The organism is Streptomyces sp. NPDC111516 (genome assembly GCF_055635345.1).
This window is the reverse complement of sequence record NZ_JBVKBV010000008.1, coordinates 50,184-74,468: the sequence shown is the minus strand read 5'-3', so window position 1 is coordinate 74,468 and position 24,285 is coordinate 50,184. Positions and strand designations below refer to the sequence as shown.

Here is a 24,285-nt window from a genome sequence, read left to right as displayed (position 1 = left end):
AAACAGCTCCCTGGAACCGGTCGTGCTGTGAAAAGAAGAAGGGAGTCGGACGGGCGGGGCGGCGTGACCGCTCCGCCCGTCCGGGCGGAGCGCTTAGTAGCACTCCTTGACGCCGTTGTAGAGCTTCATGCTCAGACCGCTGAGCTTGAAGGTTCCGGCCGTGGTGGCCCACGCCGTCTGCTGCACGTTCCGCAGCTGGGCGCGGTCCGCCTGCTGGGCGAAACCGTTCTCGTTGACGTTTTCGTTGGCCTTGATCGCCGGACCCTTGGAGGCGTCCTTGGCCGCAACACCGATGTCGATGTTGGAGAACTCGGCATCGGCGTTGAGGTCGGCAACGTCGATGTACAGATTCTTGGCCGAAACCGGGGTCCCGTTGCCGCCGGCCTTCAGCTGAAGGCTGACCGAGCCGAGGATCGGGATGTCCGGCGTGACGACGGACTGGCACATCTTGGTGATCTTGGCCGTCCGGAACGACGAGATCGCAACCGGGTGAATGGTCTTCTTGTCACCCTTCAGCTCCGCGTAGCCGGCGTCTATGCCGCCGTACTGCGAGAAGCCGCGGCCGTCGAGGTACTCGGCCGACACCTTGAACGACTGGCCGGACACGCTGAACGATGCGGCGAGCGCACCCTGCGCGAGGGCCACGCCGACGGCGGCGGTCGCGGCAACACTCGGCACCATGACCAGAGCGAAACGCTTCCATCTGGTGCCGCCACGAACCTGGGAACTCATAATTTTCCTCCTTCTCGGACGTACATCTCCGGTCCGGGCCTGGGCCCGTCCTGGGATGGGAGAAGTGCTACGTCCTCGGGAAGGAGAGCGCCCGCGTACGGAGGCAGGAACCGCGTCCGAATCACCGGCGATCACCCCCGAGCGACAACCACTGGCCACGCAATCGCGCAACCTGTTCGGACAGGCCCTGCCGGACGGCAGGAACCCCCCTGTCCGGGGTCGGCGCCACTGCCGCCGACCCACTCGGTGGGGACCCAACGGGGCCGCCGCGCCGACTGGCAGCCGGGCTGGCGTTATTGGACCGAGCGTGGCCGATCGTGGTGCATTCGCGCCCGCCGCACAAGGGGTTCGTTACTCACTAGTAACGGCCCGATAACCGAGGCGCGACCGGGTGATACCGCCCGGCCACACAGGGTGGCACCGAACGGAAGGACGAAAGGGAGAATCGGGGCCGTTATACGGACAGATCCCGGGGGGCGATTTACTGCGAGTAACAGACGACACCTTTATCAAGATTTGGTAAAGCGAAGCCGTCTCTTATCGCCCTGATCGCGAAAACGGCCGTGGCACCCCGGGGGTACCACGGCCGTGTTGTCACATCAGAACAAGACCCGCGCCAGCGCGGTACGCGCGGCGACGACCCGCGGATCATCGGGGCCGATCACCTCGAACAGCTCCAGCAGCCGCACCCTCGCCGCGTCCCGGTCGTCACCGAAATTACGGCGCACCGTCTCGACGAGCCGCCCGAAGGCATCCTCGACATGACCGCCGACGAGATCCAGATCGGCGGCCGCGAGTTGCGCCGCGAGGTCGGCCGGCTTCTCCGCGGCGTCCTGGCGGACCCGCTGCGGGTCCAGGTCCTTGACCCGGGCGAGCAGTTCGGCCTGGGCGAGACCGAGCTTGGCCTCGGTGTTGGCAGGGTCGTCGGCGAGGACGTTCTTGTACGCCTGGACGGCGCCGGGGAAGTCATTGGCGTCCAGGGCGTGTACGGCTGCTTCGAGCAGGGCGTCGTACGGCCCGGCGGGCGCCTCGGCCGGGGCCTGGCCGGCCTCCTCGCCGGCGGCCGCGTCCTGGTCGACCACGATCCCGGTGAGCCCGAACCGCTCCTCGGCGACCTGGATCAACTGGTCCAGCGTCTGCCGGATCTGGGCCTCGGGGGCCGCGCCCTGGAAGAGCGGGAGGGCCTGCCCGGCGACAACGGCGAAGACCGCCGGGATGCCCTGGATGCCGAACTGCTGCATCAGCATCTGGTTGGCGTCGACATCGACCTTGGCCAGCACGAAGCGGCCGTTGTAATCCTGGGCCAGGCGCTCCAAAAGCGGTCCCAGCTGCTTGCACGGCTCGCACCACTCGGCCCAGAAGTCGATGACGACCGGGACTTCCGTGGAGCGCTGCAGGACATCGCTCTCGAAGCCCGCCTCATCGACATCGATCACCAGGGCGGACGGCGGTACGGCACCGCCACCACCCTGCCGGGCGGCCTCGGCGCGGGCCTGCTCCGCCTTCACCTTGGCCTCGCCGGCCGCCTTCACCGCGGCGAGGTCGACGACGCCGCTCATGGACATGTTCCTAGGCTGCATACGTACATCCTCCCCCCTCGGCGCACCGATATGGAAAGCGATACGGGAACCGCACCCGTCCGTAGCCCCCGCCGGCGTGCGGGGTGCCCGGACAGACCGCGACCCGAGGGCCCCTGAATGACCCGATTCGGCGCCGGGTCCCCACCCGGTGCCTGTGGCTGTCGTTCGGTCGTGGCGTCACGACGGCATGACCGCCGTCCTTACGCTACGACCCGTAGCGTAACTGCCCGGCACCCCTCGCGCACAAGCGTGTTCGGTGATCTGTCTCACGGCGGACGGGGCCGCTCGGCACTACTTACTGACGGGTATTGTCACGGCATGCTGAGCCACGGCCACCCCGAACCCCCTCGAACCGGACGCCCGCGCAGCGCCGCGGCCGATGAAGCGATCCTGGAGGCGACCAGAGCCTCCCTGGTGGACCTCGGCTGGTCGAAGCTGACGATGGGTGATGTGGCGACGCGGGCGGGGGTCGCCAAGACGACCCTGTACCGGCGCTGGGCAGGCAAGAACGAACTGGTCGTGGATGCCGTCGCGGTCCTCTTCGACGAGCTCGAACTGCCCGATCTGGGCAGCCTGTCGGCCGATGTGCAGGCGATGGTGCTGCAGTTCGCCGCGCTGCTGGAGCGGCCGGAGACCCAAACGGCGCTGATGGCGGTGGTCGCGGAGTCGACGCGCGACGAGGCGCTGCGGACCCGGATCCGCGACTCGATCGTGGACCGGCAGAAGCGGCTGGTGCTCCAGGGGCGTCAACGGGCCCAGGAACGCGGAGAGTTGCCTGTCGAGCAGGACGAGGCGATGGCGGCGACGACCGCCGATCTGATCTTCGATGTGATCGCCGGTGCGGTCGTGCACCGGGCCCTGGTGAGCGCCGAGCCCGTCGACGCGGACTGGGCCCGGCGCTTCACCGTGCTGCTGCTGGCGGGGCTGGGGGCGGCGGCCTCCGCGTAACGGGGGCGGGCTGCCGCCCCCGGAGGCGACAGCGGTCGCCGCCGACCGCCCGTCAGAAGCCGGGCGGCTCCGTGTAGGTGCCCCACTCGTCGCGCAGGGCCCCGCAGATCTCACCGAGCGTCGCCTCGGCGCGTACCGCGTCGAGCATCGGGCCGATCATGTTGGAGCCGTCGCGGGCGGCGGCGAGCATCGCGTCCAGCGCGGACTTCACCCGGGCGTCGTCGCGGACGTCCTTGCGGCTGCCGAGCACCCGGACCTGCTCGCGCTCGACCTCGTGGCTGACCCGCAGGATCTCCAGGTCTCCGGTGACCGAGCCGTGGTGGACGTTGACGCCGACGACTCGCTTGTCACCCTTCTCCAACGACTGCTGGTAACGGAACGCGGACTCGGCGATCTCGCCGGTGAACCAGCCGTCCTCGATGCCGCGCAGGATGCCGGAGGTGATGGGCCCGACAGGGTGCTGCCCGTCCGGATGGGCCCGGGTGCCGCGCTCCTTGATCTGGTCGAAGATCTTCTCCGCGTCGGCCTCGATCCGGTCGGTGAGCTGCTCCACGTACCAGGAACCGCCCAGCGGGTCGGCCACATTGGCGACGCCGGTCTCCTCCATCAGCACCTGCTGGGTGCGCAGCGCGATCTCGGCGGCCTGCTCGGAGGGGAGCGCGAGGGTCTCGTCGAGAGCGTTGGTGTGCAGCGAGTTGGTGCCGCCGAGGACGGCGGAGAGCGCCTCCACCGCGGTGCGTACGACGTTGTTGTACGGCTGCTGGGCGGTGAGCGAGACACCGGCGGTCTGGGTGTGGAAGCGGAGCCACTGCGCCTTGTCGGTCTTCGCGCCGTACGTCTCCTTCATCCAGCGGGCCCAGATCCGGCGGGCCGCGCGGAACTTGGCGATCTCCTCGAAGAAGTCGAGGTGCGCGTCGAAGAAGAAGGAGAGGCCGGGCGCGAAGGTGTCGACGTCCAGCCCGCGGGAGAGGCCGAGCTCCACGTAGCCGAAGCCGTCGGCGAGCGTGTACGCGAGCTCCTGCGCGGCCGTCGCCCCGGCCTCGCGAATGTGGTATCCGGAGACGGAGAGCGGCTTGTACGCAGGGATGTCGCGGGCGCAGTGCTCCATCAGGTCGCCGATGAGGCGCAGATGGGGCTCGGGCTGGAAGAGCCACTCCTTCTGCGCGATGTACTCCTTGAAGATGTCGGTCTGGAGCGTGCCGTTGAGCACGCCCGGGTCGACGCCCTGGCGCTCGGCGGCGACCAGGTACATGCAGAAGACGGGGACGGCGGGTCCGCTGATCGTCATGGACGTCGTGACGTCGCCGAGCGGGATGTCCTTGAAGAGGACCTCCATGTCGGCGGCGGAGTCGATGGCCACACCGCAGTGCCCGACCTCGCCGAGCGAGCGGGGGTCGTCGGAGTCGCGGCCCATCAGCGTCGGCATGTCGAACGCGACGCTGAGCCCGCCGCCGCCCGCGGCGAGGATCATCTTGTAGCGCTCGTTGGTCTGCTCGGCGTTGCCGAAGCCGGCGAACTGGCGGATGGTCCAGGTCCGGCCGCGGTAGCCGGTCGGGTGGAGCCCCCGGGTGAAGGGGTACTCGCCCGGCCAGCCGATCCGCTCGAATCCCTCGTATGCGTCCCCGGGGCGGGGGCCGTACACGGGCTCCACGGGGTCTCCGGAGAGTGTGGTGAAGTCCGCGTCACGCTTGCGGGCCTTGTCGTAACGGGCCTGCCAGCGGCGGCGGCCCTCCTCGATCGCGTCAGCGTCCATACAATCGAATTTACTAGGACGTCCTAGTAAATGTCGATGGCAAACCGCCCGGCGCTTCGCGCGGGGCGGTTCGGCCGGTGCGGCCCGGACCGGGCCGACAGGCTCTCAGGGCCTGTCGGGTGACCTTCGATCGGAAAGCGGACGCGGCGCGGTGCGTGCGATTCCAAGGCGCCGGAAGGCCCTTGTAGCGGAGCTACTAGGGCATTTCGGCAACGCCGGAAGCGTGCGTGCCACGCCGTGGCCCACCCGACAGGCTCTCAGGCCTTGACGGTGACGGGAGAACCGTCCGCGACCATCGGCTCGATCTCGCGGACGACCTTGCGCTCGACGAAGAACGCGGCCGTCGGGATGGTGCCGGAGATCAGCACCCAGAGCAGCTTGCCCACCGGCATCTTCGCCTTGGAGCCGAGGTCGAAGGCGAAGATCAGATAGATGATGTAGAGCACACCATGGATCTGGGAGACGACGAGCGTCAGATCCTTGCCCATGTCGAAGCCGTACTTGAAGACCATGCAGGTGCAGAGCACCAGCAACATGACGGCGGTGACGTAGGCCATCACCCGGTACCGGGTCAGCACACTGCGTTTCATGGATCGAGCGTAACCGGACGCCCGGGGCGATCTTGCAGCGGGCCGGGCCCTCGAAACGCCGTTCTACGCCTCTTCGAAATCATGGGCCGCGATCCGCAGCGGCCGCAGCATGGCGAAGATCTCCGCGCACTCCTCGGCGTCGTACACCCCGAGCCCGAACTCCATGTCGACCAGGTCCTTGGTCGCCGCCTCGACGACCTCGCGGCCCTTGTCGGTGATGGAGGCGAGGGTTCCGCGGCCGTCGTTCGGATTGGGGCGCTTGGCGACCAGTCCGGAGCGGACCAGCCGGTCCACGGTGTTGGTGACGGAGGTCGGGTGAACCATGAGCCGCTCGCCGATCTTGGACATCGGCAGCTCGCCCGCCTTCGAGAAGGTGAGCAGCACCAGTGCCTCGTACCGGGCGAAGGTCAGTCCGTACGGTTTGACGACCGCGTCGACCTCGGCGAGCAGGATCTGCTGGGCGCGCATGATCGAGGTGATCGCCCCCATCGAGGGCACCGGGCCCCAGCGCTGCTGCCAGAGTTCGTCGGCGCGGGCGATGGGATCGAAGGGGAGACTGAGCGGCTTCGGCACGGCACCGACCTTACCCACTGGTCATATGCTGGTCAGCACTGTCTCGAACTTCGGTCCGAATTCGGGGTGCGGTTGCCGTGCTGCCGACCTCACGGACGAGCAGGAGCGTGCACACCGTACCGATCACAGCGGATCCGGCGACCACCTGATGGACGGGAAGGAATTCGGCGGCCAGCCCGGCAAGGGCCATGCCGATGCCCTGGACCGTCATCAGCCCCGCGGTCTGCAGGGTCATCGCCCGGCCCCGCAGCTTCTCGGGTACGGCTTCGACGAACCACTGGTCGAGGCCGATGACGTATGCCGCCCCCACCCCGGCCAGTGCGAGCGCGGCCATGGCCAGCGGCAGGCTGGGGCGCAGCCCGTACAGCAGGAGCGGCAGGAGCCCGGCGACGGCGGCCGGCAGCACGATCCGGGAGCGGGCGCGCGGTGTGAGCACGCCGCCCACGTACAGTTCCGCGGCGATGTTGCCGATCGGCATCGAGCACATCAGCAGCCCCAGCGCGGCCGGGTCGGCTCCGATCTCGTCGGCGTAGGGTGCGGCCAGCGCCTCCGGTGCCACGACGAACATAGGCGGCACCCAGAAGAGCAGCGTCAGCGCGCGGATCCTGCGGTCGGCGAAGACTGTGCGCGCTCCGGCGAGTGAGTCCTTGAGCAGATTGCCCCCGTCGCCGCTGTCGCCGGTCCGGGCGGGCCGGTTCCGGGTGCCGAAGCGGAGCAGGGCCGCCGAGGAGAGGAAGGTCAGGACGGTGATCGCGATCGCCTCGCGCGCGGAGACCACGGTGAGCAGCACACCCCCCACACCGAAGCCGATCAGCAGCGCGCTCTGCGAGACGATCCGCAGCAGCGAGCGGCCCAGTACATAGAGATCGCCCTCGCCGAGAATGTCGGTGAGCGCGGCCATCCGTGTGCCGGTGAATACGGGCGACACGAGCGCGACGGCACAACGCAGGGCGAGGAGCCCGCCGACGGGGGTGCCGGGCAGCACCATGAAGGCGACGCAGCCCGCGCAGAGCAGATCGCAGGTGACCAGGACCCGGCGGGCGGGGTAGCGGTCGGCGACCCCGGCGAGGAGCGTGCCACCGATCAGGTACGGCAGCAGGCCGAGCGCGAAGGTGAGGGCGCTGAGCAGCGGCGAGTCGGTGAGGTCGTAGACGAGGACGGTGAGCGCCAGCTCGCTGACCATCAGGCCCAGAAGGGAAAGCAGATGGGCGGCGAATACGGCCCGGAACTCCCGTACGGCGAAGACGGCGCGGTAGCCGCGGGACGTGCCGGGGTCCGCGACGGCCGGGCCCCGGAGCGCGGGCGACGGGTTCGGGTCAATGGGGTCGGCGCGCTCCGGGGAGGGGGCCGGCGACGGCTCCGGTCCGGCGGGGTGGGCGTCCGCTCGGCGGCGTACGGCTGACGGTTCGTGGGGAGACGGGCCCGTCGGACCGTTCGGGGTGTCCGCCGCGTCGTGGGGGCTGCCCACCAGGTCGGGGCTGTTGCTCGGCATGGGCGCAGCTTGGAGGAGCAAGACCCTCGTTCCGTAGACTTTCGGCCTGAACCGAATCCTGACGAGGCGGCCGATGTCGTTCCATCTCCATTTCGACGAGAGCGATCTGCTGCGCTGCAGGTTCGCGCTCTCTCCGATCTGGGAGACGCAGCAGGCGGTACGTACCCTCCTGCGTCCCGGTCGGGGGCGCTACCACGAGCCGTGGCTGAGGCGCATCCGGAGCGCCGCCACGGGGCTCGATCTCCGGCCGCTGTGGTCGCTGATGCCGGAGAGCGGACACAGTCCGGACTTCCTGTCCCCACCACCCCTGGGGCCCTACGCCTCCTTCGAGGAGGAGATCGCCGGGGTCCGTGCCGTCGACCCCCGGCTGGTCCGCAAGGACCTGGCGCTGACGCTCGCGTGCATGCCGGGTACCCGGGACTCCCCCGCCGGGCGGGCGATGCTCGCCGACCCCGCACGGGCGCAGCAGGAGCTGGCCGCGTTGCTGGAGCAGGCGTGGCGGGTGTTGGTCGAACCGGACTGGCCGCGACTGCGCGCGCTGCTGGAGGCGGACATCGCGTACCACTCGCGCCGGCTCGCCGCGGTCGGCTTCGCACGGCTGCTCGGTGAGCTGAGCCCGCAGCTGAGCTGGACGGATTCGACGCTCACGCTGATCGGGATCAAGGGCCGGCACTCCCGGGTGCTCGGCGGTCAGGGCCTCGTCCTGATGCCGAGCGTCTTCGCCTGGCCGGATGTGGTCAGTGGGTACGAGCCGCCCTGGCAGCCCGCGGTGATCTACCCGGCGCGCGGGATCGGCGCTCTGTGGACGGAGCCCGCGGACCGCACGCCGAAGACGCTCTCCCGGCTGCTGGGGCGGACGCGGGCCGATGTGCTGTGCGCGCTCGACGAACCGGCCGGGACGAGCGCCCTCGCCCACCGGCTGGGCCTGGCACCGTCCTCCGTATCGGAGCATCTGTCGGTGCTGCGGGCGGCGGGGCTGCTGACGTCGCGGCGATACGGACACCAGGTGCTGTACGAGCGGACGCCGCTCGGCATCGCGCTGGCGGTGCCGGCCTGAGAGGAGCTCACAAAAGATGACGAAGAGCCCTCCTGCCGGTGCGGCAAGGGGGCTCCTCGGGTGGTACGGGCGTCAGTCCGCGAGATACCGCTCGACCGTCTCGACCTTGGAGGTCAGACCGTCGGTCACACCGGGGCGGATGTCGGCCTTCAGCACGAGGGAGACGCGGCCGGCGCGGGCCTCGACGGCGGCGACTGCCCTCTTGACGACGTCCATGACCTCGTCCCACTCGCCCTCGATCGAGGTGAACATGGCGTCCGTGCGATTGGGCAGCCCGGACTCACGGACGACCCGGACGGCGTCGGCGACGTACTCCCCGACGTCCTCGCCGACACCCAGCGGACTGACCGAGAACGCGACGATCATGCGCTGACCACGCCTTCCCGGCGGGCGCGGGCGGCGATGACGTCGTCGGCCTCGTAGCGCTTGAGCACCTTGTCGCCGTACAGCCCGCCGAACGGCAGCAGCGCGAGGAGGAAGAAGAACGCGACGCGCTTGAGCGGCCACTTGGTCTTGGACCAGACGTCGAGGAGCAGCACGGCGTAGATGACGAAGAGGACGCCGTGCAGGATGCCGAGCGGCATCATCAGGAAGTCGATGTCGGAGACCCGGCTGAGGATCGAGCCAAAGATGATCAGCGCGGGGAAGGAGAGCGCCTCGGGAACCGAGATGAGGCGCAGCCGGTGCAGGGCGGTAGCGGTCTTGACGTCCACGAGGGCACCTTCGGTGGGAGGATCGTGACAGCTTGTGAATACAGGCACAAGCGCGATCCATTGTGGCATCGGTTCGGGCAGCGGTCGGTGCCGGGGGCCGTATGTCGCCGGTCACGTGCTGCCGCCCCGGCCTTGTGCCCCGTACGGGCTACGTCCCGATTACGTACGTGCCACGTACCGGATGCGTATCGGGGACGGTTCAGGGGGCCGATTCCTCCCCTGGGCCCTGTCCTGGCCGGGCTCCTGCCGTTAACGTCGCTCCGTGGCAATGTTCCGACTCCAAGGCAGCAGAACGCTCGCCGTCGACCTGGCCGGCGACGCCGTGAAGGCGAAGAACGGTTCGATGGTCGCGTACGACGGCCGGATGACGTTCAAGAAGATGACCGGCGGCGGTGACGGCCTGCGCGGCATGGTGACCCGCCGGCTGACCGGCGAGCAGATGGCCGTGATGGAGGTGAAGGGGCAGGGCACCTGCTACTTCGCCGACCGTGCGAGCGAGATCAGTCTCGTCTCGCTGCACGGCGACAAGCTCTACGTCGAGGCGAGCAATCTGCTCTGCACCGATGCCGGACTGCGCACCGGCACCACCTTCACCGGCCTGCGCGGCGGAGCGAGCGGCAACGGCCTGTTCACCACCACCGTCGAGGGCACCGGACAGGCGGCGATCACGTCGGACGGTTCGGCGGTGGCGCTGCGGGTCTCGGCCTCGTACCCGCTGTTCGTCGACCCGGGCGCCTACATCGCCCATCAGGGAAACGTGCAACAGCACTTCCAGTCCGGGGTGAACTTCCGGACGCTGATGGGCGAGGGCTCGGGCGAGTCCTTCCAGATCCGCTTCGAGGGCGAGGGAATCGTCTACGTCCAGCCGAGCGAGCGGAACACCATCGGGGGCGATGTCTGATGCCGTTCCGTGAGATCAACTCGAAGATGGTCGAGGCGACGGTCGTTCCCGGCCAGAAGATGTACAGCCAGCGCGGCGCGATGCTCGCCCACCGGGGCGAGGTGTCGTTCACACCGAACATCCAGGGCGGTCAGGGCGGTGTGATGTCGATGATCGGCCGCCGGGTGGCCAATGAGGCGACCCCGCTGATGACGGTCGAGGGCAACGGCACGGTGATGTTCGGCCACGGCGGCCATCACATCCAGGTGATCAACCTGGCCGGCGACACCCTGTACGTGGAGGCCGACCGGCTGCTCGCCTTCGACGGGACGCTCCAGCAGGGCACGATGTTCATGGGTTCGCAGGGCGGGGTGATGGGCATGGTGCGCGGTCAGGTGACCGGGCAGGGGCTGTTCACCACCACCCTCAAGGGGCATGGCGCGGTCGCCGTGATGGCACACGGCGGGGTGATCAAGCTGCCGATCGCCCCCGGCCGCGAGGTGCATGTGGACCCGCAGGCGTACGTCGCGCACCACGGCGACGTGCGCAACAAGCTCTCCACCGCGCTCGGCTGGCGCGACATGGTGGGGCGCGGCTCCGGCGAGGCGTTCCAGCTGGAGCTGAGCGGCAGCGGCGCGGTGTACGTCCAGGCCTCGGAGGAGAAGCTGTGAGCACGCCCGTGGTCTTCGACCCGATGACGCTGCCGTCGGACGACAACGTCAACTCCTACACCTTCTGTGTGGAACTCAAGGGGAGCCAGTGGTTCCTGCAGAAGGGCAAGATGATCGCCTATTACGGGCGGATCGAGTTCAACGGCATCGGTCACGGCCGCTTCGAACGGCTGATCCGTACGAGTTTCCACTCGCCGCTGCACGCGAGCGACTGGGTGGTGGCCGAGGGCAGCGGCAAGATGCTGCTCGCGGACCGGGCCTTCGACGTCAACTCGTACGACCTGGAGGACGGGAATCTGACGATCCGGTCCGGCAACCTCCTCGCGTACCAGCCGACGCTGGCACTCAAGCAGTCCATCGTGCCGGGCTTTCTGACGCTGATCGGAACGGGGAAGTTCGTGGCGGCGTCCAACGGTCCGGTGGTCTTCATGGAGCCGCCGCTGCGGGTCGATCCGCAGGCCCTGGTGGGCTGGGCGGACTGCCCCTCGCCGTGCCACCACTACGACCACGGCTACATGACGGGCGTGTTGGGCGGGCTGCGGTCGCTGACCGGGATCGGCGGAACCTCGGGCGAGGAGCACCAGTTCGAGTTTGTCGGCGCGGGTACGGTGCTGCTCCAGTCGACCGAGATCCTGATGCCCGAGCAGTCGACGGGGGCGGTGCCGCAGCAGCCGGGCGTCCCGGGCGGGGGCGGTCAACCCGGGTCCGCGTCCCGCATGCCCGGTCAGCTCGGGGACCTCCAACGTCGCTTCGGATCGTGAACGATAGTCTGCGCAGTGTGACGTCGAACGTCCGCACCCCGCACCCGAGTCCGCCTCCGGGCAGGTGCCGGGTGTCACACTCCCTCACTTCGTCCGGCTTTCAACTTCTTAGGTAGAATCCACATATGGAGACCGAGACGGCCACCCGCTGGCTGAACGACGCGGAGCAGTGCGCCTGGCGTACCCACCTGGACGTCAGCAGGCTGCTGATGCACCAACTGGAGAAGGATCTCCAGCCGTTCGGCCTGACCAACAACGACTACGAGATCCTGGTCAACCTCTCCGAGTCGCAGGACCAGCGCATGCGGATGAGTGATCTCGCCGCCGCGACGCTGCAGTCCAAGAGCAGGCTCTCGCACCAGATCACGCGCATGGAGAGCGCGGGTCTGGTCCGCCGGGAGAACTGCGAGTCCGACCGGCGCGGTCTGTACGCGGTCCTCACCGAGGAGGGCGCGGAGACGATGCGGAAGGTGGCACCGCACCATGTGGCGTCGGTGCGCAAACACTTCATGGACCTGTTGACGCCGGAGGCACTGGCGGACCTGCACGCGGCGCTGGCTCCGGTCGCGGATCATCTGCGGGGACGCCGCGGCAAGGTGTGACCCACGGGGGCGACGAGCGGGGCGAGGACCAGCGCTCACGGGGCGTTGCCCGACAGGACCGTACCGTCGTTGAAGCTCAGGAACAGTGCGTCACCCTGCGCGACCAGCGAGACGTGTGCCGGATCGAGCGGATCACCGGGGGGTGCGGGCCATCCCGTGTACATCTTGGAGCCCACGTTGTCCTCCTCGGTCGCGTTCAGGCGGTAGGCCCCCACTCCGTACCCGTCGACGAGGAAAGCCTTGTCGCCGACCACGATCGGCGCTCCCTCGGTCTCCATTCCCTCGGACGCGTCATCCGTCGCCCAGATCAGACCGCCGTCGGCCAGCGTGATCACGTACACCCGCTGCCGGCTGCTCACCACGACCTTGCCGTCGCGTGACACGGCGGGCCGGTAGGCGATGTCCACGCCGTCGGCGAGCGTGCGGCGGTTCTGCGGGGCCGCCGCATCGACGACCGTCAGGCCGTTCGAGCCCGCGCAGAGGAGTTCCTTCCCCTTCAGGACCGGCGTACGGCAGGTGACGTCGCCGGCCCCGATGCCGCCCAGCCGCGTGCCGTCGGTGCTCTTCAGGATGGTGACGCCCTCGCCGACCGCGACGAGCCGGCCCTCGGCGAGGAGCAGTTCGGCCTCGGGGGCCGGGTCGACCCACGGCTTGTCCCATGCGCGTTCGTGCCCGCCGGTGAGTCGGTGGGCGACGATCCGGCCGGCCCCGGTTCCCGGGGTTCTCGTGACGTAATAGAGAACGCCGTCCGACTGTACGGAATCGGCCACCCGGGCACCGTCGTCCAGTGGCTCCCGCCACTTCTCGGCGCCGTCGGCCAGGCCGAGCGCCACCAGGGCGCCGTCCTCGAAGGCGTACACGGTGGGGCCGAGGACGGCGGCCACCGAGGCGGGACCAGCGGCCGTCTTTCCCGGCGGGGTCTGCCACTTGCGCCTGCCGTTCGCGGCGTCCAGCACGGTGATGCGCTGCGGACCGCCGCAGACCAGGGACGCACCCGCGAGTACGCACTCCACCGGACCATCCGCGATCTTGGCCTTCCACGCCTTCCAGCCCGCCGGTTTCCTGGATACGTCCGCGGCGGCGGCCCCGAAATCCCCGGTACGGCCGGCGTCGGCGTTGGGCACGACGGCGGGTCCTGCCTCGGACCGCACGGAGTCCGGGGCCGAGACGGTCGGTCGCGCACCGCCGCCCGCGTTGTCGTCGCCCCCGCCGTCGCCCTTGAAGAGCCCCGGCAGCAGCACCGCCCCCAGGACCACGCACACCATCGTGGCCGCTGCCGCCAGCCCGATCCACAGTCTCTTGTCGCCCTTGCTGTCGCCGGGCACGGACACAGGCACGACCGGCGTCGGTGCGAGGGCCGGTCCGCCGAGGGCGGGGGCATGGAGCGGGACCGGTGGGGCGGCCGCCGCGCAGGCGCGCGCCCCGGCCGCGTGCTCGGCGAGCTGCCGCCGTATCGCGTCCGTCCAGAGGAACGAGCCCGCGGGTGCCGTGCCCGGCCGCTCGTCCGGCAGCAGCATGCCGGCCAGTTGCCGAGGGGTCGGCCTGGCCTCGGCGTCGCTGCGCAGGCATTCCTCGATCACGGCACGCAACGGCGCCGGTACGTACGACAGTTCGGCCTCGCCGTGGGCGATCCGGAAGATCACCGCCGCCATGTCGGAGTCGTCGAACGGGCCGTGCCCGGTCGCCGCGAAGGCGAGCACCGCACCGAGGCAGAACACGTCGGACGCCGGGACGAGCGACCGCGAGCCGTTGACGTGCTCGGGCGAGATGTAACCGGGGCTGCCCACCACGACACCCGTACGGGTCAGCTGGGTGGCGTCGAAGGCCTGGGCGATCCCGAAGTCGATCACCTTCGGCCCCTCGGTGCCGAGCAGCACATTGCCCGGCTTGAGGTCACGGTGGAGTACGCGTACGGCGTGCATGTCGGCGAGTGCCTGGGCAAGGCGGGCACCCATCTGCCGTACCACCGGCTCGGGCAGCGGCCCGCCGCGGGTCACCGCCTCGGCGAGCGAGGGGCCCGGGACGTACTCGGTCGCCAGCCAGGGCAGCCGGCCGCTCGCGTCGCCACCGACGAGGGATGCGGTGTGCCGACTGCGTACGGCGCCCGCCGCGTCGATCTCACGGCGGAAGCGGATGCGGAAGCCGTCGTCGAGGTCGAGATCGGCGCGTACGGTCTTCAGCGCGACCAGTCCGCCGAGCGGGTCCGGCGCACCGGCGGGCCGGGCGAGATACACCTCGCCCATGCCGCCCGCGCCCAGCAGCCCGAGCAACTGGTAGGGGCCGACCAGCCGGGCGCGGCCGGGCGGAAGCGGCTCGATCACTGCACGGCTCCTCTGCCGTTCGCCGGACGGTTCACTCGGGCAGGGGTACGGAGAGCGTGGTGCCGTCGTCGTACACGACATGCACGACTCCGCCGACCGGCAGCACCTGCGGGTCGAGTAGTTCCTTGTCCAGCTCGACGCCGTTGCGAACGGTGTCGTACGTCGGTGTCCTGCTCGGGCCCGGGGCGCCCGTCAGCCGGGTGCCGGCCAATGTTCCCAGCGTGCCGTCGGGGCGGATCGGGACGGTGTACAGCGTCGTGCTGTCCGCCCAGACCACGGTGTCGGCGACGATCAAGGCGTTGGAGGCCGGGTTACTCATGCCCTTCCCCGCCTTCCCGCCGAGCGGAAACCTGCCGAGGGTCCGGCCGTTGTCGCGGCCGACGACGACGAGTTCGTCGGGCACGTCCGGCACGTATTTGTTACCCCGGCGGATGGCCATCACCCGGTCGTCGATCGCGGTGACGGTCGCTTCGGCGACGAGCGCGGAGTCCACCGGCACCCGCCCCTGCGCCTTGAGCGTCCCCGCCGCGAACCTCAGCACCCTCAGATCGGTGCCGAAGCCGGAAGCGCTGCTGTTGGATGCGTAGGTGGCACAGTAGGCGAATGCGCCCCGCAGCCGGAGATCTCCGCAGCTCTGGTCCGTTCCCTCACCACCCGCGGTGCCCAGCAGCGTGCCGTCCTTCGGTCGGAACACCTTCGGCCCGTCCTTACCGATCGCGTACACCGCCTTGCCGTCGGTGGCGACCGGCCAGAAGTTGCCCCTCTCGGCTTTGGCTAGCTCCTGCGGGGCCAGCGGCTTGTGCCATTTCTCGGCGCCGGTCCTGAGGTCGTACGCAGCGAGCGCCGAGCCCTCGGACGACCATGTGTTGGCGGCGAAGACCAAACCACCGACGACCAGCGGCGCGCTTGCCAGGTTCTGCGCGCCACCGGACCGGGTCTCCCAGCGGACCTCCCCCGTGCGGGCGTCCAGCGACTGCAGCCGGTCGCCTGCGGCGAGCAGCACGGTGCCGTCGTACACGGTGGGGCGGGTGGCACTGGCCGGCATGAAGAACTGACCGGTCGGCCCCCAGCCCGCCACCTTCGAGGTCTCCCCCGTGTCCAGCGTCCACATCCGGTGCCCGTCCACCGCCGACAGCGCCTCGTACGTGCCGTCCGTCTTGCGGCAGACCACGACGTCGCGACCCGCGGAGCAGCCGATCGGCGACCCGGAGAACTTCCCCTGCCAGGACTTCTTCCACCCCGCCGGACGGACATCGCGGCCGTACGGGACCGCGCCCGAGGCGTCCGGGCCCCCGTTCTCGTCCACACCCGCGACGATGCCGACAGCGGGTGAACCGCCCCCGCGCGCAGCCTCGTCGGGGGTCTTCTGGTTGTTGCGCCAGGCCAGGATGGACCCGGTGGCGGCACCCAGCACGATCAGCGCGGCGAGGACCGCGCCCAGGGCGCGCCGGGAGCGGCGCGGGGGCGGGGCGAGACCGGGGCCCTGGGTGGGCGCGATGTGCAGGCCGGGGGTGAAGTCTGTTCCCTGGGTGGGCAGTTGATGAGCGGCCGGAGGGCTTCCGGCAGCCACCTCGGTCGGTGTGTATCCCGGCAGCAGCGGTCCGCCCAGTGCGATGACCCGGGCCAGCTCCCGCTCGTACTCGGCGATGTGCCGCACCACCGGCTCCGGCCACCGGGCCGCCGCGCCGGGGCCGAGCAGCTCCGCGAGTTCGGCGGCGGCAGGGCGGGCGGCCGGGTCGGCCACCAGGCAGCGGTCCAGTACGGCACGCAGCGCGTCCGGAACATCGTCGAGATCGGCCTCGACGTACTTGACCCGGTAGAGCACGGCGGCGACCGGCCCGTCACCGAAGGGATCGCGCCCGGTGGCGGCGAAGCAGAGCACGGAGGCGAGGCAGAAGACGTCGGAAGCCGGGACGACGCGTCCGCTGCCCGCCACGTGTTCCGGGGACATGAAGGCGGGGCTGCCGACCATGCGACTGGTGGTGGTGAGCGGGGTCGCGCCGGCGTCGCGGGCGATTCCGAAGTCGATGAGTCGCGGGCCGTCCGCCGCGAGCATCACATTGCCGGGCTTCACATCGCGGTGGACGATCCCGGCCGCGTGGACGGCCGCCAGCGCGCGGGCGAGCCCGGCGCCGAGCATCCGAACCTCGGCCTCGGCCATCGCACCCGCCCCACGGACGGCGGCGGACAGGGTCGGCCCGGCCACGTACCCGGTGGCGAGCCAGGGCACTTCGGCGTCGGCGTCCCCCTCGAGCAGCGGGGCGAGATGGGGGCCGGTGACGGACCGGGCGACGGTGATCTCGCGACGGAACCGGTTGCGGAAGCCGGGGTCCTGGGCCACGTCGCGACGGACCGTCTTGACGGCGACCGGTTCGCCGCCGCCGTCCCGGGCGCCGAGGAAGACCTCCCCCATGCCGCCCGCGCCGAGCCGGGCCCGTATCCCGTAAGGCCCGATCCGCCTGGGCGAGTCGTCCCGCAACGGCCCGAGCATGCGCCATTCCCCCCGTCGTCACGCATGAGACGCCGGACGCCCTGTGCACGCGTCCGGGCGTAATCCTGCCACGGACACGTCATCAGCAGCAGCGCCCCCAGGGGGTCTTCAACAGGGCACAGGACACCGGGACTCGGCCACCCCGAGGACCCTGGAGCGGCCCGAAGGCCCGAACAGGCGCCGGGCCGGGCCGCGCAAGCCGGGGGCGCCCCCGAAGCGGCCGCACGCCGCCTCCGGACCCGTCCGCACCGAATCGGGGGTCAGCTTTCGGTGAGCCCCGCCACCAGTTCGTCCGCCGCCGCGTACGGGTCGAGATTCCCCGCCACGATGCGTTCGGCGAGCGCGCCGATGTGGCGGTCGCCGTGCAGATCGCCGATGCGCTCACGCAGCCGCGTGACGGCGATCGTCTCGACCTCGCGGGCCGCCCGGGCCGTGCGCCGCTCGGCGAGCACGCCGTGCTCCTCCATCCACGCCCGGTGCTTCTCCAGCGCCTCGACGACCTCGTCGATGCCCTCGCCCCGGGCGGCGACCGTCTTCACGATCGGCGGGCGCCAGTCGCCCGGACCGCGGGACTCGCCGAGGCCCAGCATGTGGTTGAGCTCGCGCGCGGTGGCGTCCGCGCCGTCGCGGTCGGCCTTGTTGACGACGTACACGTCGCCGATCTCCAGGATTCCGGCCTTCGCCGCCTGGATGCCGTCACCCATGCCGGGCGCCAGCAGGACGACGGAGGTGTCGGCCTGGGAGGCGATCTCCACCTCCGACTGGCCGACGCCGACCGTCTCCACCAGGATCACCTCGCACCCCGCCGCGTCCAGCACCCGGATCGCCTGCGGGGCCGACCAGGCGAGGCCGCCCAGATGTCCGCGGCTGGCCATGGAGCGGATGTAGACGCCCGGGTCGGAGGCGTGCTCCGACATCCGGACCCGGTCGCCGAGGAGCGCGCCGCCGGAGAACGGCGAGGACGGGTCGACGGCCAGGACGCCGACCCGCTTGCCCGCCCGCCGGTACGCCGAGACCAGCGCCGACGTGGATGTCGACTTGCCGACGCCGGGCGAACCGGTCAGGCCGACGACGTACGCGTTGCCCGTCAGCGGCGCCAGGGCCGCCATCACCTCGCGCAGCTGCGGCGACGCCCCCTCCACCAGGGAGATGAGCCGGGCCACGGCCCTCGGCCGGCCCGCACGGGCCTGCTCGACCAGGGTGGGGACGTCCACCATCACCGCTCCGTTCACTCGCTGCGTGCTCTCCGTGTACTACGCCGTGTATTACGTACTACGTACGGCTCGGCCGGGCCGTTCCTGCTCGGGAACCCCGGGTCCTACCTGGGAACACGGATGATCAGCGCGTCGCCCTGACCGCCGCCGCCGCACAGCGCCGCCGCCCCGGTGCCGCCGCCGCGCCGCTTCAGCTCCAGCGCGAGGTGCAGCACCACACGGGCGCCGGACATGCCGATCGGGTGCCCCAGCGCGATGGCGCCGCCGTTGACGTTCACCTTGTCCGGGGTGACCCCGAGGTCCTTCATCGACTGGACGGCGACTGCCGCGAACGCCTCGTTGATCTCGATGAGGTCGAGGTCCGCGACCTCCAGGCCGTCCTTCTTCAGTGCGTGCTTGATGGCGTTGGACGGCTGGGACTGGAGGGAGTTGTCCGGGCCCGCCACATTGCCGTGGGCGCCGATCTCGGCGATCCAGTCCAGGCCCAGCTCCTCGGCCTTGGTCTTGCTCATGACGACGACCGCGGCGGCGCCGTCGGAGATCTGCGAGGAGGTGCCCGCGGTGATCGTGCCGTCCTTGGTGAAGGCCGGGCGCAGCTTGCCGAGGGACTCCGCGGTCGTCTCCGGTCGGATGCCCTCGTCCTTGGAGAAGAGGACCGGGTCGCCCTTGCGCTGCGGGATCTCGACCGGGGTGATCTCGGCCTCGAAGATGCCGTTCTTCTGGGCGGCGGCGGCGCGCTGGTGCGAGAGGGCGCCGATCTCGTCCTGGTCGGCGCGGTTCAGTCCGAGCCGGGTGTTGTGCTTCTCGGTGGATTCACCCATAGGGATGTTCTCGTAGGCGTCGGTCAGACCGTCGTACGCCATCGAGTCGAGCATCTCGATCGCGCCGTACTTGTATCCCTCCCGGGACTTCGGGAGCAGATGCGGGGCGTTCGTCATGGACTCCTGGCCCCCGGCGACGACGACGTCGAACTCACCGGCACGGATCAGCTGGTCGGCGAGCGCGATCGCGTCCAGCCCGGACAGACACACCTTGTTGACGGTGAGCGCGGGGACGTTCATCGGGATGCCCGCCTTGACCGCGGCCTGGCGGGCGGGCATCTGGCCCGCACCGGCCTGCAGCACCTGGCCCATGATCACGTACTCGACCTGGTCGCCGCCGATACCGGCCCGGTCCAGTGCGGCCTTGATGGCGAAGCCGCCGAGATCGGCCCCGGAGAAGCTTTTTAGCGAGCCGAGGAGCCGGCCCATGGGCGTACGCGCGCCCGCGACGATCACTGAGGTTGTACCGGTCGTTCCTGACATGAGGCACGGCCCCTTGGGATGAGGAGTGAACGAGGGTTTACACGAATGTACTGAGCGGTACCTCACCCGTCATCCCGCAGCGGGTGTGATCGCGCGCACGTTGCGTAACCATCGGTGGAGCGCTGCACTGGTTGCATGCTGACGCGAATCGACCACATCGGGATCGCCTGTTTCGACCTGGACAGGACGGTCGAGTTCTACCGCTCGACCTACGGGTTCGAGGTGTTCCACTCCGAGATCAACGAGGAGCAGGGCGTACGGGAGGCCATGCTCAAGATCAACGATACGTCCGACGGCGGTGCTTCCTACCTCCAGCTCCTGGAGCCGACCCGGGAGGACTCGGCCGTGGGCAAGTGGCTCGCGAAGAACGGTGAGGGCGTCCACCACATCGCCTTCGGCACCGCGGACGTCGACGCCGACGCGGCGGACATCCGGGAGAAGGGGGTCAGGGTGCTGTACGAGGAGCCCCGGACCGGTTCCATGGGGTCCCGGATCACCTTCCTCCATCCGAAGGACTGCCACGGCGTCCTGACCGAACTGGTCACGTCCGCAGCGGAGCACTGACCTCCGGATACCCGGCCCGGTAGAGTGGGCGGTTCCGGGCCGGGGCCGGGTCGGGGCCGCGCCGCGTCCCCAGCCGTTGATCTGTCACCATTCCCCGGGGGACCGTTCACCGGTGAACGGTACTCGTTGGAGAGTTGCGACCAGGGGACGGATGGACCGCGCAGTGCGGGGCTACGAACGCCAGGAGAGCCACCGAGCTGACGACGACCATCTCTCGCGGTTCGAAGCCGAGATGGACCGGCTGAAGACCGACCGGGAGAAGGCCGTCCAGCACGCCGAGGACCTCGGTTACCAGGTCGAGGTCTTGCGCGCCAAGCTGCACGAGGCTCGGCGCAATCTCGCGACCCGTCCCGCGTACGACAGCGCGGACATCGGCTACCAGGCCGAGCAGCTGCTCCGTAATGCCCAGATCCAGGCCGAACAGCTGCGGACGGACGCCGAGCGGGAGCTCCGTGACGCCCGTGCGCAGACGCAGCGCATCCTGCAGGAGCACGCCGAGCACCAGGCTCGGCTCCAGGCCGAGCTGCACAACGAGGCCGTGCAGCGGCGCCAGCAGCTCGACCAGGAGCTGGCCGAGCGCCGCCAGACCGTCGAGTCCCACGTCAACGAGAACGTCGCCTGGGCCGAGCAGCTCCGGGCCAGGACCGAGTCCCAGGCCCGCCGGCTGCTGGAGGAGTCCCGTACCGAGGCCGAGCAGTCCCTGGCGGCGGCGCGCGCCGAGGCGGGGCGGCTGGCGGAGGAGACCCGGCAGCGGCTCGGTTCCGAGGCGGAGTCGGCCCGTGCCGACGCCGAGGCGATCCTGCTGCGTGCCCGCAAGGACGCCGAGCGGCTGCTGAACGCCGCCTCCAGCCAGGCGCAGGAGGCCACCAGCCACGCCGAGCAGCTGCGGACGTCGACGACGGCGGAGACCGAGCAGACCCGGCAGCGGACCGCCGAGCTGAACCGGGCCGCCGAGCAGCGCATGCAGGAGGCCGAGACCCAGCTGCGCGAGGCCCGGCTGGAGGCCGAGAAGGTCACCGCGGAGGCGAAGGAGGCCGCCGTCAAGCGGCTGGCCGCCGCCGAGTCGCAGAACGAGCAGCGCACCCGTACGGCCAAGTCGGAGATCGCCCGGCTGGTCGGCGAGGCCACCAAGGACACCGAGACCCTCAAGGCGGAGGCCGAGCAGGCGCTCGCCGATGCCCGTGCCGAGGCGGTCCGGCTGAGGTCCGAGGCGTCCGAGCAGGCCCGCACGGCGGCCGCCGAGGATGCCGCGGCCCAGCTCGCCAAGGCCGCCAGGGCCGCCGAGGAGGTGCTGACCAAGGCGTCCGAGGACGCGAAGTCCACCACTAGGACGGCGAGCGAGGAGGCCGACCGGATCCGCCGCGAGGCGGAGGCCGAGGCGGACCGGCTGCGCGGCGAGGCCGCCGAGCAGGCCGATCAGCTCAAGGGCGCGGCCAAGGACGACACCAAGGAGTACCGGGCCAAGACGGTCGAGCTGCAGGAGGAGGCGCGCAGGCTGCGCGGCGAGGCCGAGCAGCTGCGCTCCGAGGCGGTCGCCGAGGGCGAGCGGATCCGCGGCGAGGCGCGCCGCGAGGCCGTCCAGCAGATCGAGGAGGGCGCGAAGACCGCCGAGGAGCTGCTGTCCAAGGCGAAGGCGGACGCGGAGGAGCTGCGCACCACCGCGGGCACGGAGAGCGAGCGGGTCCGTACCGACGCGGCCGAGCGCGCCGGCGCGCTGCGCAAGCAGGCCGAGGAGGCCCTCGAGCGCGCCCGCGCCGAGGCCGAGCAGCTGCGTACCGAGGCCGAGGAGCAGGCCGGGTCCACCACCACCGCGGCCGAGCAGGCGGCGGCGGAGCTGCGCGAGGAGACCGAGCGTGCGGTCGCGGCCCGGCAGGCGGAGGCGGCCGACGAGCTGACCCGGCTGCACACCGAGGCCGAGACCAGGGTCACCACCGCCGAGCAGGCGCTCACGGACGCGCGCGCCGAGGCGGAGCGCATCCGGCGCGAGACGAACGAGGAGTCCGAGCGGCTGCGCGCGGAGGCCGCCGAGCGGCTGCGGGCGCTGCGGGAGCAGGCGGAGACCGAGGCGGAGCGGCTGCGCGACGAGGCCGCGGCGGATGCGTCGCAGTCGCGTGCGGAGGGCGAGTCCGTCGCCGTACGGCTGCGCGGCGAGGCGGCCGCCGAGGCGGAGCGGCTCAAGTCCGAGGCGCAGGAGAGCGCCGACCGGGTGCGTTCCGAGGCCGCTGCCGCCGCGGAGCGGGTGGGCACGGAGGCCGCCGAGGCGCTGGCCGCCGCGCAGGAGGAGGCGAACCGGCGTCGCCGGGAGGCCGAGGAGACCCTCGACGCGGCGCGCGCCGAGGCGAACCAGGAGCGCGAGCGGGCCCGCGAGCAGAGCGAGGAGCTGCTCGCCTCCGCCCGCAAGCGGGTCGAGGAGGCACAGGCCGAGGCGCACCGCCTGGTCGAGGAGGCGGACAGCCGGGCGACGGAGCTGGTCTCCACGGCCGAGCAGACCGCCCAGCAGGTACGGGATTCGGTCAGCGGACTGCAGGAGCAGGCCGAGGCGGAGATCGCCGGGCTGCGCTCCACCGCCGAGCATGTCGCGGAGCGGACCAAGTCCGAGGCGCAGGAGGAGGCGGACCGGCTCCGCGCCGACGCGCACGCCGAGCGCGAGCGGGCGGGCGAGGACGCGTCCCGGATCCGCCGGGAGGCGCAGGAGGAGTCCGAGGCCGCGAAGGCGATGGCCGAGCGGACCGTCGCGGACGCGATCGCCGAGTCGGAGCGGCTGCGGGCGGACACCGCGGAGTACAGCCAGCGGATGCGTACCGAGGCCTCCGACGCGCTGGCCTCGGCCGAGCAGGACGCGGCGCGCAGCCGGGCCGAGGCCCGCGAGGACGCCAACCGGATGCGTTCCGACGCCGCGACCCAGGCCGACCGGCTGGTCGGCGAGGCGACGAGCGAGGCCGAGCGGGTCCGTACGGAGTCGACGCAGCAGGCCACCCGGCTCGTCGAGGAGGCGACGCAGCAGGCGGCCCGAGCGATGGACGAGGCCGCCGACGAGGCGGAGCGGCTGCGTGCGGAGGCGGCGGCCACCGTCGGTTCGGCGCAGGAGCACGCGGCCCGCACCCGCGAGGAGGCGGAGCGGGTGCGCGCCGAGGCGGAGGCGGCGGCCGAGCTGATGCGCGCTCAGGCCCGCGAGGAGGCGGACCGGTTGCTGGACGAGGCGCGGGAGGCCGCGGCGAAGCGCCGGGCCGACGCTGCCGAGCAGGCGGACCAGCTGATCAACAAGGCGCAGGAGGAGGCGCTGCGCGCCGCCACCGAGGCCGAGGAGCAGGCCGACACGATGGTCGGCGCGGCCCGCAAGGAGGCCGTGCGGATCACCTCGGAGGCGACCGTCGAGGGCAACTCCCTGGTGGAGCGGGCCCGTACGGACGCGGACGAGCTGCTGGTCGGCGCGCGCCGGGACGCCACGGCCATCCGGGAGCGGGCCGAGGAGCTCAGGGCCCGGATCGAGGGCGAGATCGAGGAGCTGCACGACCGGGCCCGGCGGGAGACGTCCGAGCAGATGAGGACGGCGGGCGAGCGCGTCGACAACCTGATGAAGGCGGCGACCGAACAGCGCGACGAGGCGGCGGCCAAGGCCAAGGAGCTGCTGGCGGACGCGAATTCGGAGGCGAGCAAGGTCCGGATCGCGGCGGTGAAGCGGGCCGAGTCGCTGCTGAAGGAGGCCGAGCAGAAGAAGGCCACGCTGATCCGCGAGGCCGAGAAGCTGCGGGCCGACGCCGAGACCGAGGCGAAGCGAACGGTGGACGAGGGCAAGCGCGAACTCGACCTGCTGGTGCGCCGGCGCGAGGACATCAACACCGAGATCTCCCGCGTCCAGGACGTGTTGGAGGCACTGGAGTCGTTCGAGACGCCGGCCGCCGGCGGCAAGGGCGGCACTTCCACCGGCGGCGTCAAGGCCGGGGCCTCGGCGGGCGCTCGATCGAGTGGCAAGTCGTCCGATGGGTAGTCGCCCCGTCATCTCCCGTGCTTCGTCAGGAGCGTTCAACCTTCCGAGTGG

Annotated in this window: 20 protein-coding genes; 8 read left to right on the top strand and 12 right to left on the bottom strand. The window is 70.9% G+C overall.

Annotated elements, in window-relative coordinates:
* Positions 1-93: 93 nt before the first annotated feature.
* Both ACZ7L9_RS17575 and ACZ7L9_RS17570 read right to left on the bottom strand, forming a co-directional pair.
* Positions 94-732 (bottom strand): DUF6230 family protein, encoded by a 639-nt coding sequence (locus ACZ7L9_RS17575; RefSeq protein ID WP_471416053.1) that lies wholly within the window; start codon positions 730-732, stop codon positions 94-96.
* A gap of 599 nt (positions 733-1,331) precedes the next feature.
* A complete protein-coding gene (locus ACZ7L9_RS17570) occupies positions 1,332-2,312 on the bottom strand; it encodes a tetratricopeptide repeat protein (RefSeq protein WP_471416052.1) in 981 nt (326 codons plus the stop codon).
* Positions 2,313-2,630: 318 nt separating this feature from the next.
* Here ACZ7L9_RS17570 and ACZ7L9_RS17565 point away from each other — a divergent pair, with 318 nt between their 5' ends.
* Complete coding sequence (locus ACZ7L9_RS17565; RefSeq protein WP_471416051.1) at positions 2,631-3,260, top strand: TetR/AcrR family transcriptional regulator; 630 nt, start codon at positions 2,631-2,633, stop codon at positions 3,258-3,260.
* A 52-nt stretch (positions 3,261-3,312) separates the two neighbouring features.
* On the opposite strand, the gene ACZ7L9_RS17560 is transcribed toward ACZ7L9_RS17565, so the two are convergent.
* The 4 genes from ACZ7L9_RS17560 to ACZ7L9_RS17545 form a co-directional block, all read right to left on the bottom strand.
* Positions 3,313-5,013 carry an acyl-CoA mutase large subunit family protein gene (locus tag ACZ7L9_RS17560; protein WP_471416050.1) on the bottom strand — a complete coding sequence of 567 codons (1,701 nt, stop codon included), beginning with the start codon at positions 5,011-5,013 and terminating at the stop codon, positions 3,313-3,315.
* A 257-nt stretch (positions 5,014-5,270) separates the two neighbouring features.
* Positions 5,271-5,603, bottom strand: coding sequence for a DUF3817 domain-containing protein (locus ACZ7L9_RS17555; RefSeq protein ID WP_471416049.1), 333 nt, complete (start codon positions 5,601-5,603; stop codon positions 5,271-5,273).
* Positions 5,604-5,666: 63 nt separating this feature from the next.
* The gene (locus ACZ7L9_RS17550) at positions 5,667-6,176 is read right to left on the bottom strand and encodes a MarR family winged helix-turn-helix transcriptional regulator (RefSeq protein ID WP_383751004.1); all 510 of its coding nucleotides are present in this window, start codon (positions 6,174-6,176) and stop codon (positions 5,667-5,669) included.
* A 10-nt stretch (positions 6,177-6,186) separates the two neighbouring features.
* Positions 6,187-7,668, bottom strand: a complete 1,482-nt coding sequence (locus ACZ7L9_RS17545) for an MFS transporter (protein ID WP_471416048.1) — start codon at positions 7,666-7,668, stop codon at positions 6,187-6,189.
* Positions 7,669-7,741: 73 nt separating this feature from the next.
* Between ACZ7L9_RS17545 and ACZ7L9_RS17540 the strand changes: the two genes are divergently transcribed.
* Positions 7,742-8,725 carry an ArsR/SmtB family transcription factor gene (locus ACZ7L9_RS17540; RefSeq protein ID WP_471416047.1) on the top strand — a complete coding sequence of 328 codons (984 nt, stop codon included), beginning with the start codon at positions 7,742-7,744 and terminating at the stop codon, positions 8,723-8,725.
* A gap of 72 nt (positions 8,726-8,797) precedes the next feature.
* Here ACZ7L9_RS17540 and ACZ7L9_RS17535 read toward each other — a convergent pair whose 3' ends face one another.
* Complete coding sequence (locus ACZ7L9_RS17535) at positions 8,798-9,091, bottom strand: MTH1187 family thiamine-binding protein (protein ID WP_030971479.1); 294 nt, start codon at positions 9,089-9,091, stop codon at positions 8,798-8,800.
* Complete coding sequence (locus ACZ7L9_RS17530) at positions 9,088-9,438, bottom strand: DUF3817 domain-containing protein (protein WP_471416046.1); 351 nt, start codon at positions 9,436-9,438, stop codon at positions 9,088-9,090. The genes ACZ7L9_RS17535 and ACZ7L9_RS17530 overlap by 4 nt, the downstream gene beginning before the upstream one ends.
* A gap of 268 nt (positions 9,439-9,706) precedes the next feature.
* On the opposite strand from ACZ7L9_RS17530, the gene ACZ7L9_RS17525 reads away from it, so the two are divergent.
* The 4 genes from ACZ7L9_RS17525 (at position 9,707) to ACZ7L9_RS17510 (ending at position 12,352) form a co-directional block, all read left to right on the top strand.
* Complete coding sequence (locus tag ACZ7L9_RS17525; protein WP_471416242.1) at positions 9,707-10,339, top strand: AIM24 family protein; 633 nt, start codon at positions 9,707-9,709, stop codon at positions 10,337-10,339.
* Complete coding sequence (locus tag ACZ7L9_RS17520; protein WP_471416045.1) at positions 10,339-10,989, top strand: AIM24 family protein; 651 nt, start codon at positions 10,339-10,341, stop codon at positions 10,987-10,989. The genes ACZ7L9_RS17525 and ACZ7L9_RS17520 overlap by 1 nt, the downstream gene beginning before the upstream one ends.
* Positions 10,986-11,750 carry an AIM24 family protein gene (locus ACZ7L9_RS17515; protein WP_471416044.1) on the top strand — a complete coding sequence of 255 codons (765 nt, stop codon included), beginning with the start codon at positions 10,986-10,988 and terminating at the stop codon, positions 11,748-11,750. The genes ACZ7L9_RS17520 and ACZ7L9_RS17515 overlap by 4 nt, the downstream gene beginning before the upstream one ends.
* A 125-nt stretch (positions 11,751-11,875) precedes the next feature.
* Positions 11,876-12,352 carry a MarR family winged helix-turn-helix transcriptional regulator gene (locus ACZ7L9_RS17510; protein WP_471416043.1) on the top strand — a complete coding sequence of 159 codons (477 nt, stop codon included), beginning with the start codon at positions 11,876-11,878 and terminating at the stop codon, positions 12,350-12,352.
* A 35-nt stretch (positions 12,353-12,387) separates the two neighbouring features.
* On the opposite strand, the gene ACZ7L9_RS17505 is transcribed toward ACZ7L9_RS17510, so the two are convergent.
* The 4 genes from ACZ7L9_RS17505 to ACZ7L9_RS17490 all read right to left on the bottom strand — a co-directional run bounded on the left by ACZ7L9_RS17505 (position 12,388) and on the right by ACZ7L9_RS17490 (position 19,682).
* Positions 12,388-14,673: a protein kinase domain-containing protein gene (locus tag ACZ7L9_RS17505; RefSeq protein ID WP_471416042.1), complete on the bottom strand. Its 2,286-nt coding sequence runs from the start codon at positions 14,671-14,673 to the stop codon at positions 12,388-12,390.
* Between the two features lie 31 nt (positions 14,674-14,704).
* Positions 14,705-17,164 (bottom strand): protein kinase domain-containing protein, encoded by a 2,460-nt coding sequence (locus tag ACZ7L9_RS17500; protein ID WP_471416041.1) that lies wholly within the window; start codon positions 17,162-17,164, stop codon positions 14,705-14,707.
* Positions 17,165-17,424: 260 nt separating this feature from the next.
* Positions 17,425-18,381, bottom strand: coding sequence for a methylmalonyl Co-A mutase-associated GTPase MeaB (gene meaB / locus ACZ7L9_RS17495; protein WP_471416040.1), 957 nt, complete (start codon positions 18,379-18,381; stop codon positions 17,425-17,427).
* A gap of 101 nt (positions 18,382-18,482) precedes the next feature.
* Positions 18,483-19,682 (bottom strand): acetyl-CoA C-acetyltransferase, encoded by a 1,200-nt coding sequence (locus ACZ7L9_RS17490; protein WP_471416039.1) that lies wholly within the window; start codon positions 19,680-19,682, stop codon positions 18,483-18,485.
* 135 nt (positions 19,683-19,817) lie between these two features.
* On the opposite strand from ACZ7L9_RS17490, the gene mce reads away from it, so the two are divergent.
* Both mce and scy read left to right on the top strand, forming a co-directional pair.
* A complete protein-coding gene (mce, locus tag ACZ7L9_RS17485; RefSeq protein WP_266748626.1) occupies positions 19,818-20,246 on the top strand; it encodes a methylmalonyl-CoA epimerase in 429 nt (142 codons plus the stop codon).
* Positions 20,247-20,409: 163 nt separating this feature from the next.
* Positions 20,410-24,234 carry a polarized growth protein Scy gene (gene scy / locus ACZ7L9_RS17480; RefSeq protein ID WP_471416241.1) on the top strand — a complete coding sequence of 1,275 codons (3,825 nt, stop codon included), beginning with the start codon at positions 20,410-20,412 and terminating at the stop codon, positions 24,232-24,234.
* Positions 24,235-24,285 lie beyond the last annotated feature (51 nt).

What these genes read in the sequence shown, in the direction of transcription:
- mce (WP_266748626.1), top strand. Translation starts at nt 19,818, where the DNA reads ATGCTGACGCGAATCGACCACATCGGGATCGCCTGTTTCGACCTGGAC.
- ACZ7L9_RS17520 (WP_471416045.1), top strand. Translation starts at nt 10,339, where the DNA reads ATGCCGTTCCGTGAGATCAACTCGAAGATGGTCGAGGCGACGGTCGTT.
- ACZ7L9_RS17535 (WP_030971479.1), bottom strand. Translation starts at nt 9,091, where the DNA reads ATGATCGTCGCGTTCTCGGTCAGTCCGCTGGGTGTCGGCGAGGACGTC.
- ACZ7L9_RS17540 (WP_471416047.1), top strand. Translation starts at nt 7,742, where the DNA reads ATGTCGTTCCATCTCCATTTCGACGAGAGCGATCTGCTGCGCTGCAGG.
- ACZ7L9_RS17510 (WP_471416043.1), top strand. Translation starts at nt 11,876, where the DNA reads ATGGAGACCGAGACGGCCACCCGCTGGCTGAACGACGCGGAGCAGTGC.
- ACZ7L9_RS17555 (WP_471416049.1), bottom strand. Translation starts at nt 5,603, where the DNA reads ATGAAACGCAGTGTGCTGACCCGGTACCGGGTGATGGCCTACGTCACC.
- ACZ7L9_RS17525 (WP_471416242.1), top strand. Translation starts at nt 9,707, where the DNA reads ATGTTCCGACTCCAAGGCAGCAGAACGCTCGCCGTCGACCTGGCCGGC.
- ACZ7L9_RS17570 (WP_471416052.1), bottom strand. Translation starts at nt 2,312, where the DNA reads ATGCAGCCTAGGAACATGTCCATGAGCGGCGTCGTCGACCTCGCCGCG.
- ACZ7L9_RS17565 (WP_471416051.1), top strand. Translation starts at nt 2,631, where the DNA reads ATGCTGAGCCACGGCCACCCCGAACCCCCTCGAACCGGACGCCCGCGC.
- ACZ7L9_RS17545 (WP_471416048.1), bottom strand. Translation starts at nt 7,668, where the DNA reads ATGCCGAGCAACAGCCCCGACCTGGTGGGCAGCCCCCACGACGCGGCG.
- meaB (WP_471416040.1), bottom strand. Translation starts at nt 18,381, where the DNA reads ATGGTGGACGTCCCCACCCTGGTCGAGCAGGCCCGTGCGGGCCGGCCG.
- ACZ7L9_RS17500 (WP_471416041.1), bottom strand. Translation starts at nt 17,164, where the DNA reads ATGCTCGGGCCGTTGCGGGACGACTCGCCCAGGCGGATCGGGCCTTAC.
- ACZ7L9_RS17490 (WP_471416039.1), bottom strand. Translation starts at nt 19,682, where the DNA reads ATGTCAGGAACGACCGGTACAACCTCAGTGATCGTCGCGGGCGCGCGT.
- ACZ7L9_RS17575 (WP_471416053.1), bottom strand. Translation starts at nt 732, where the DNA reads ATGAGTTCCCAGGTTCGTGGCGGCACCAGATGGAAGCGTTTCGCTCTG.
- ACZ7L9_RS17560 (WP_471416050.1), bottom strand. Translation starts at nt 5,013, where the DNA reads ATGGACGCTGACGCGATCGAGGAGGGCCGCCGCCGCTGGCAGGCCCGT.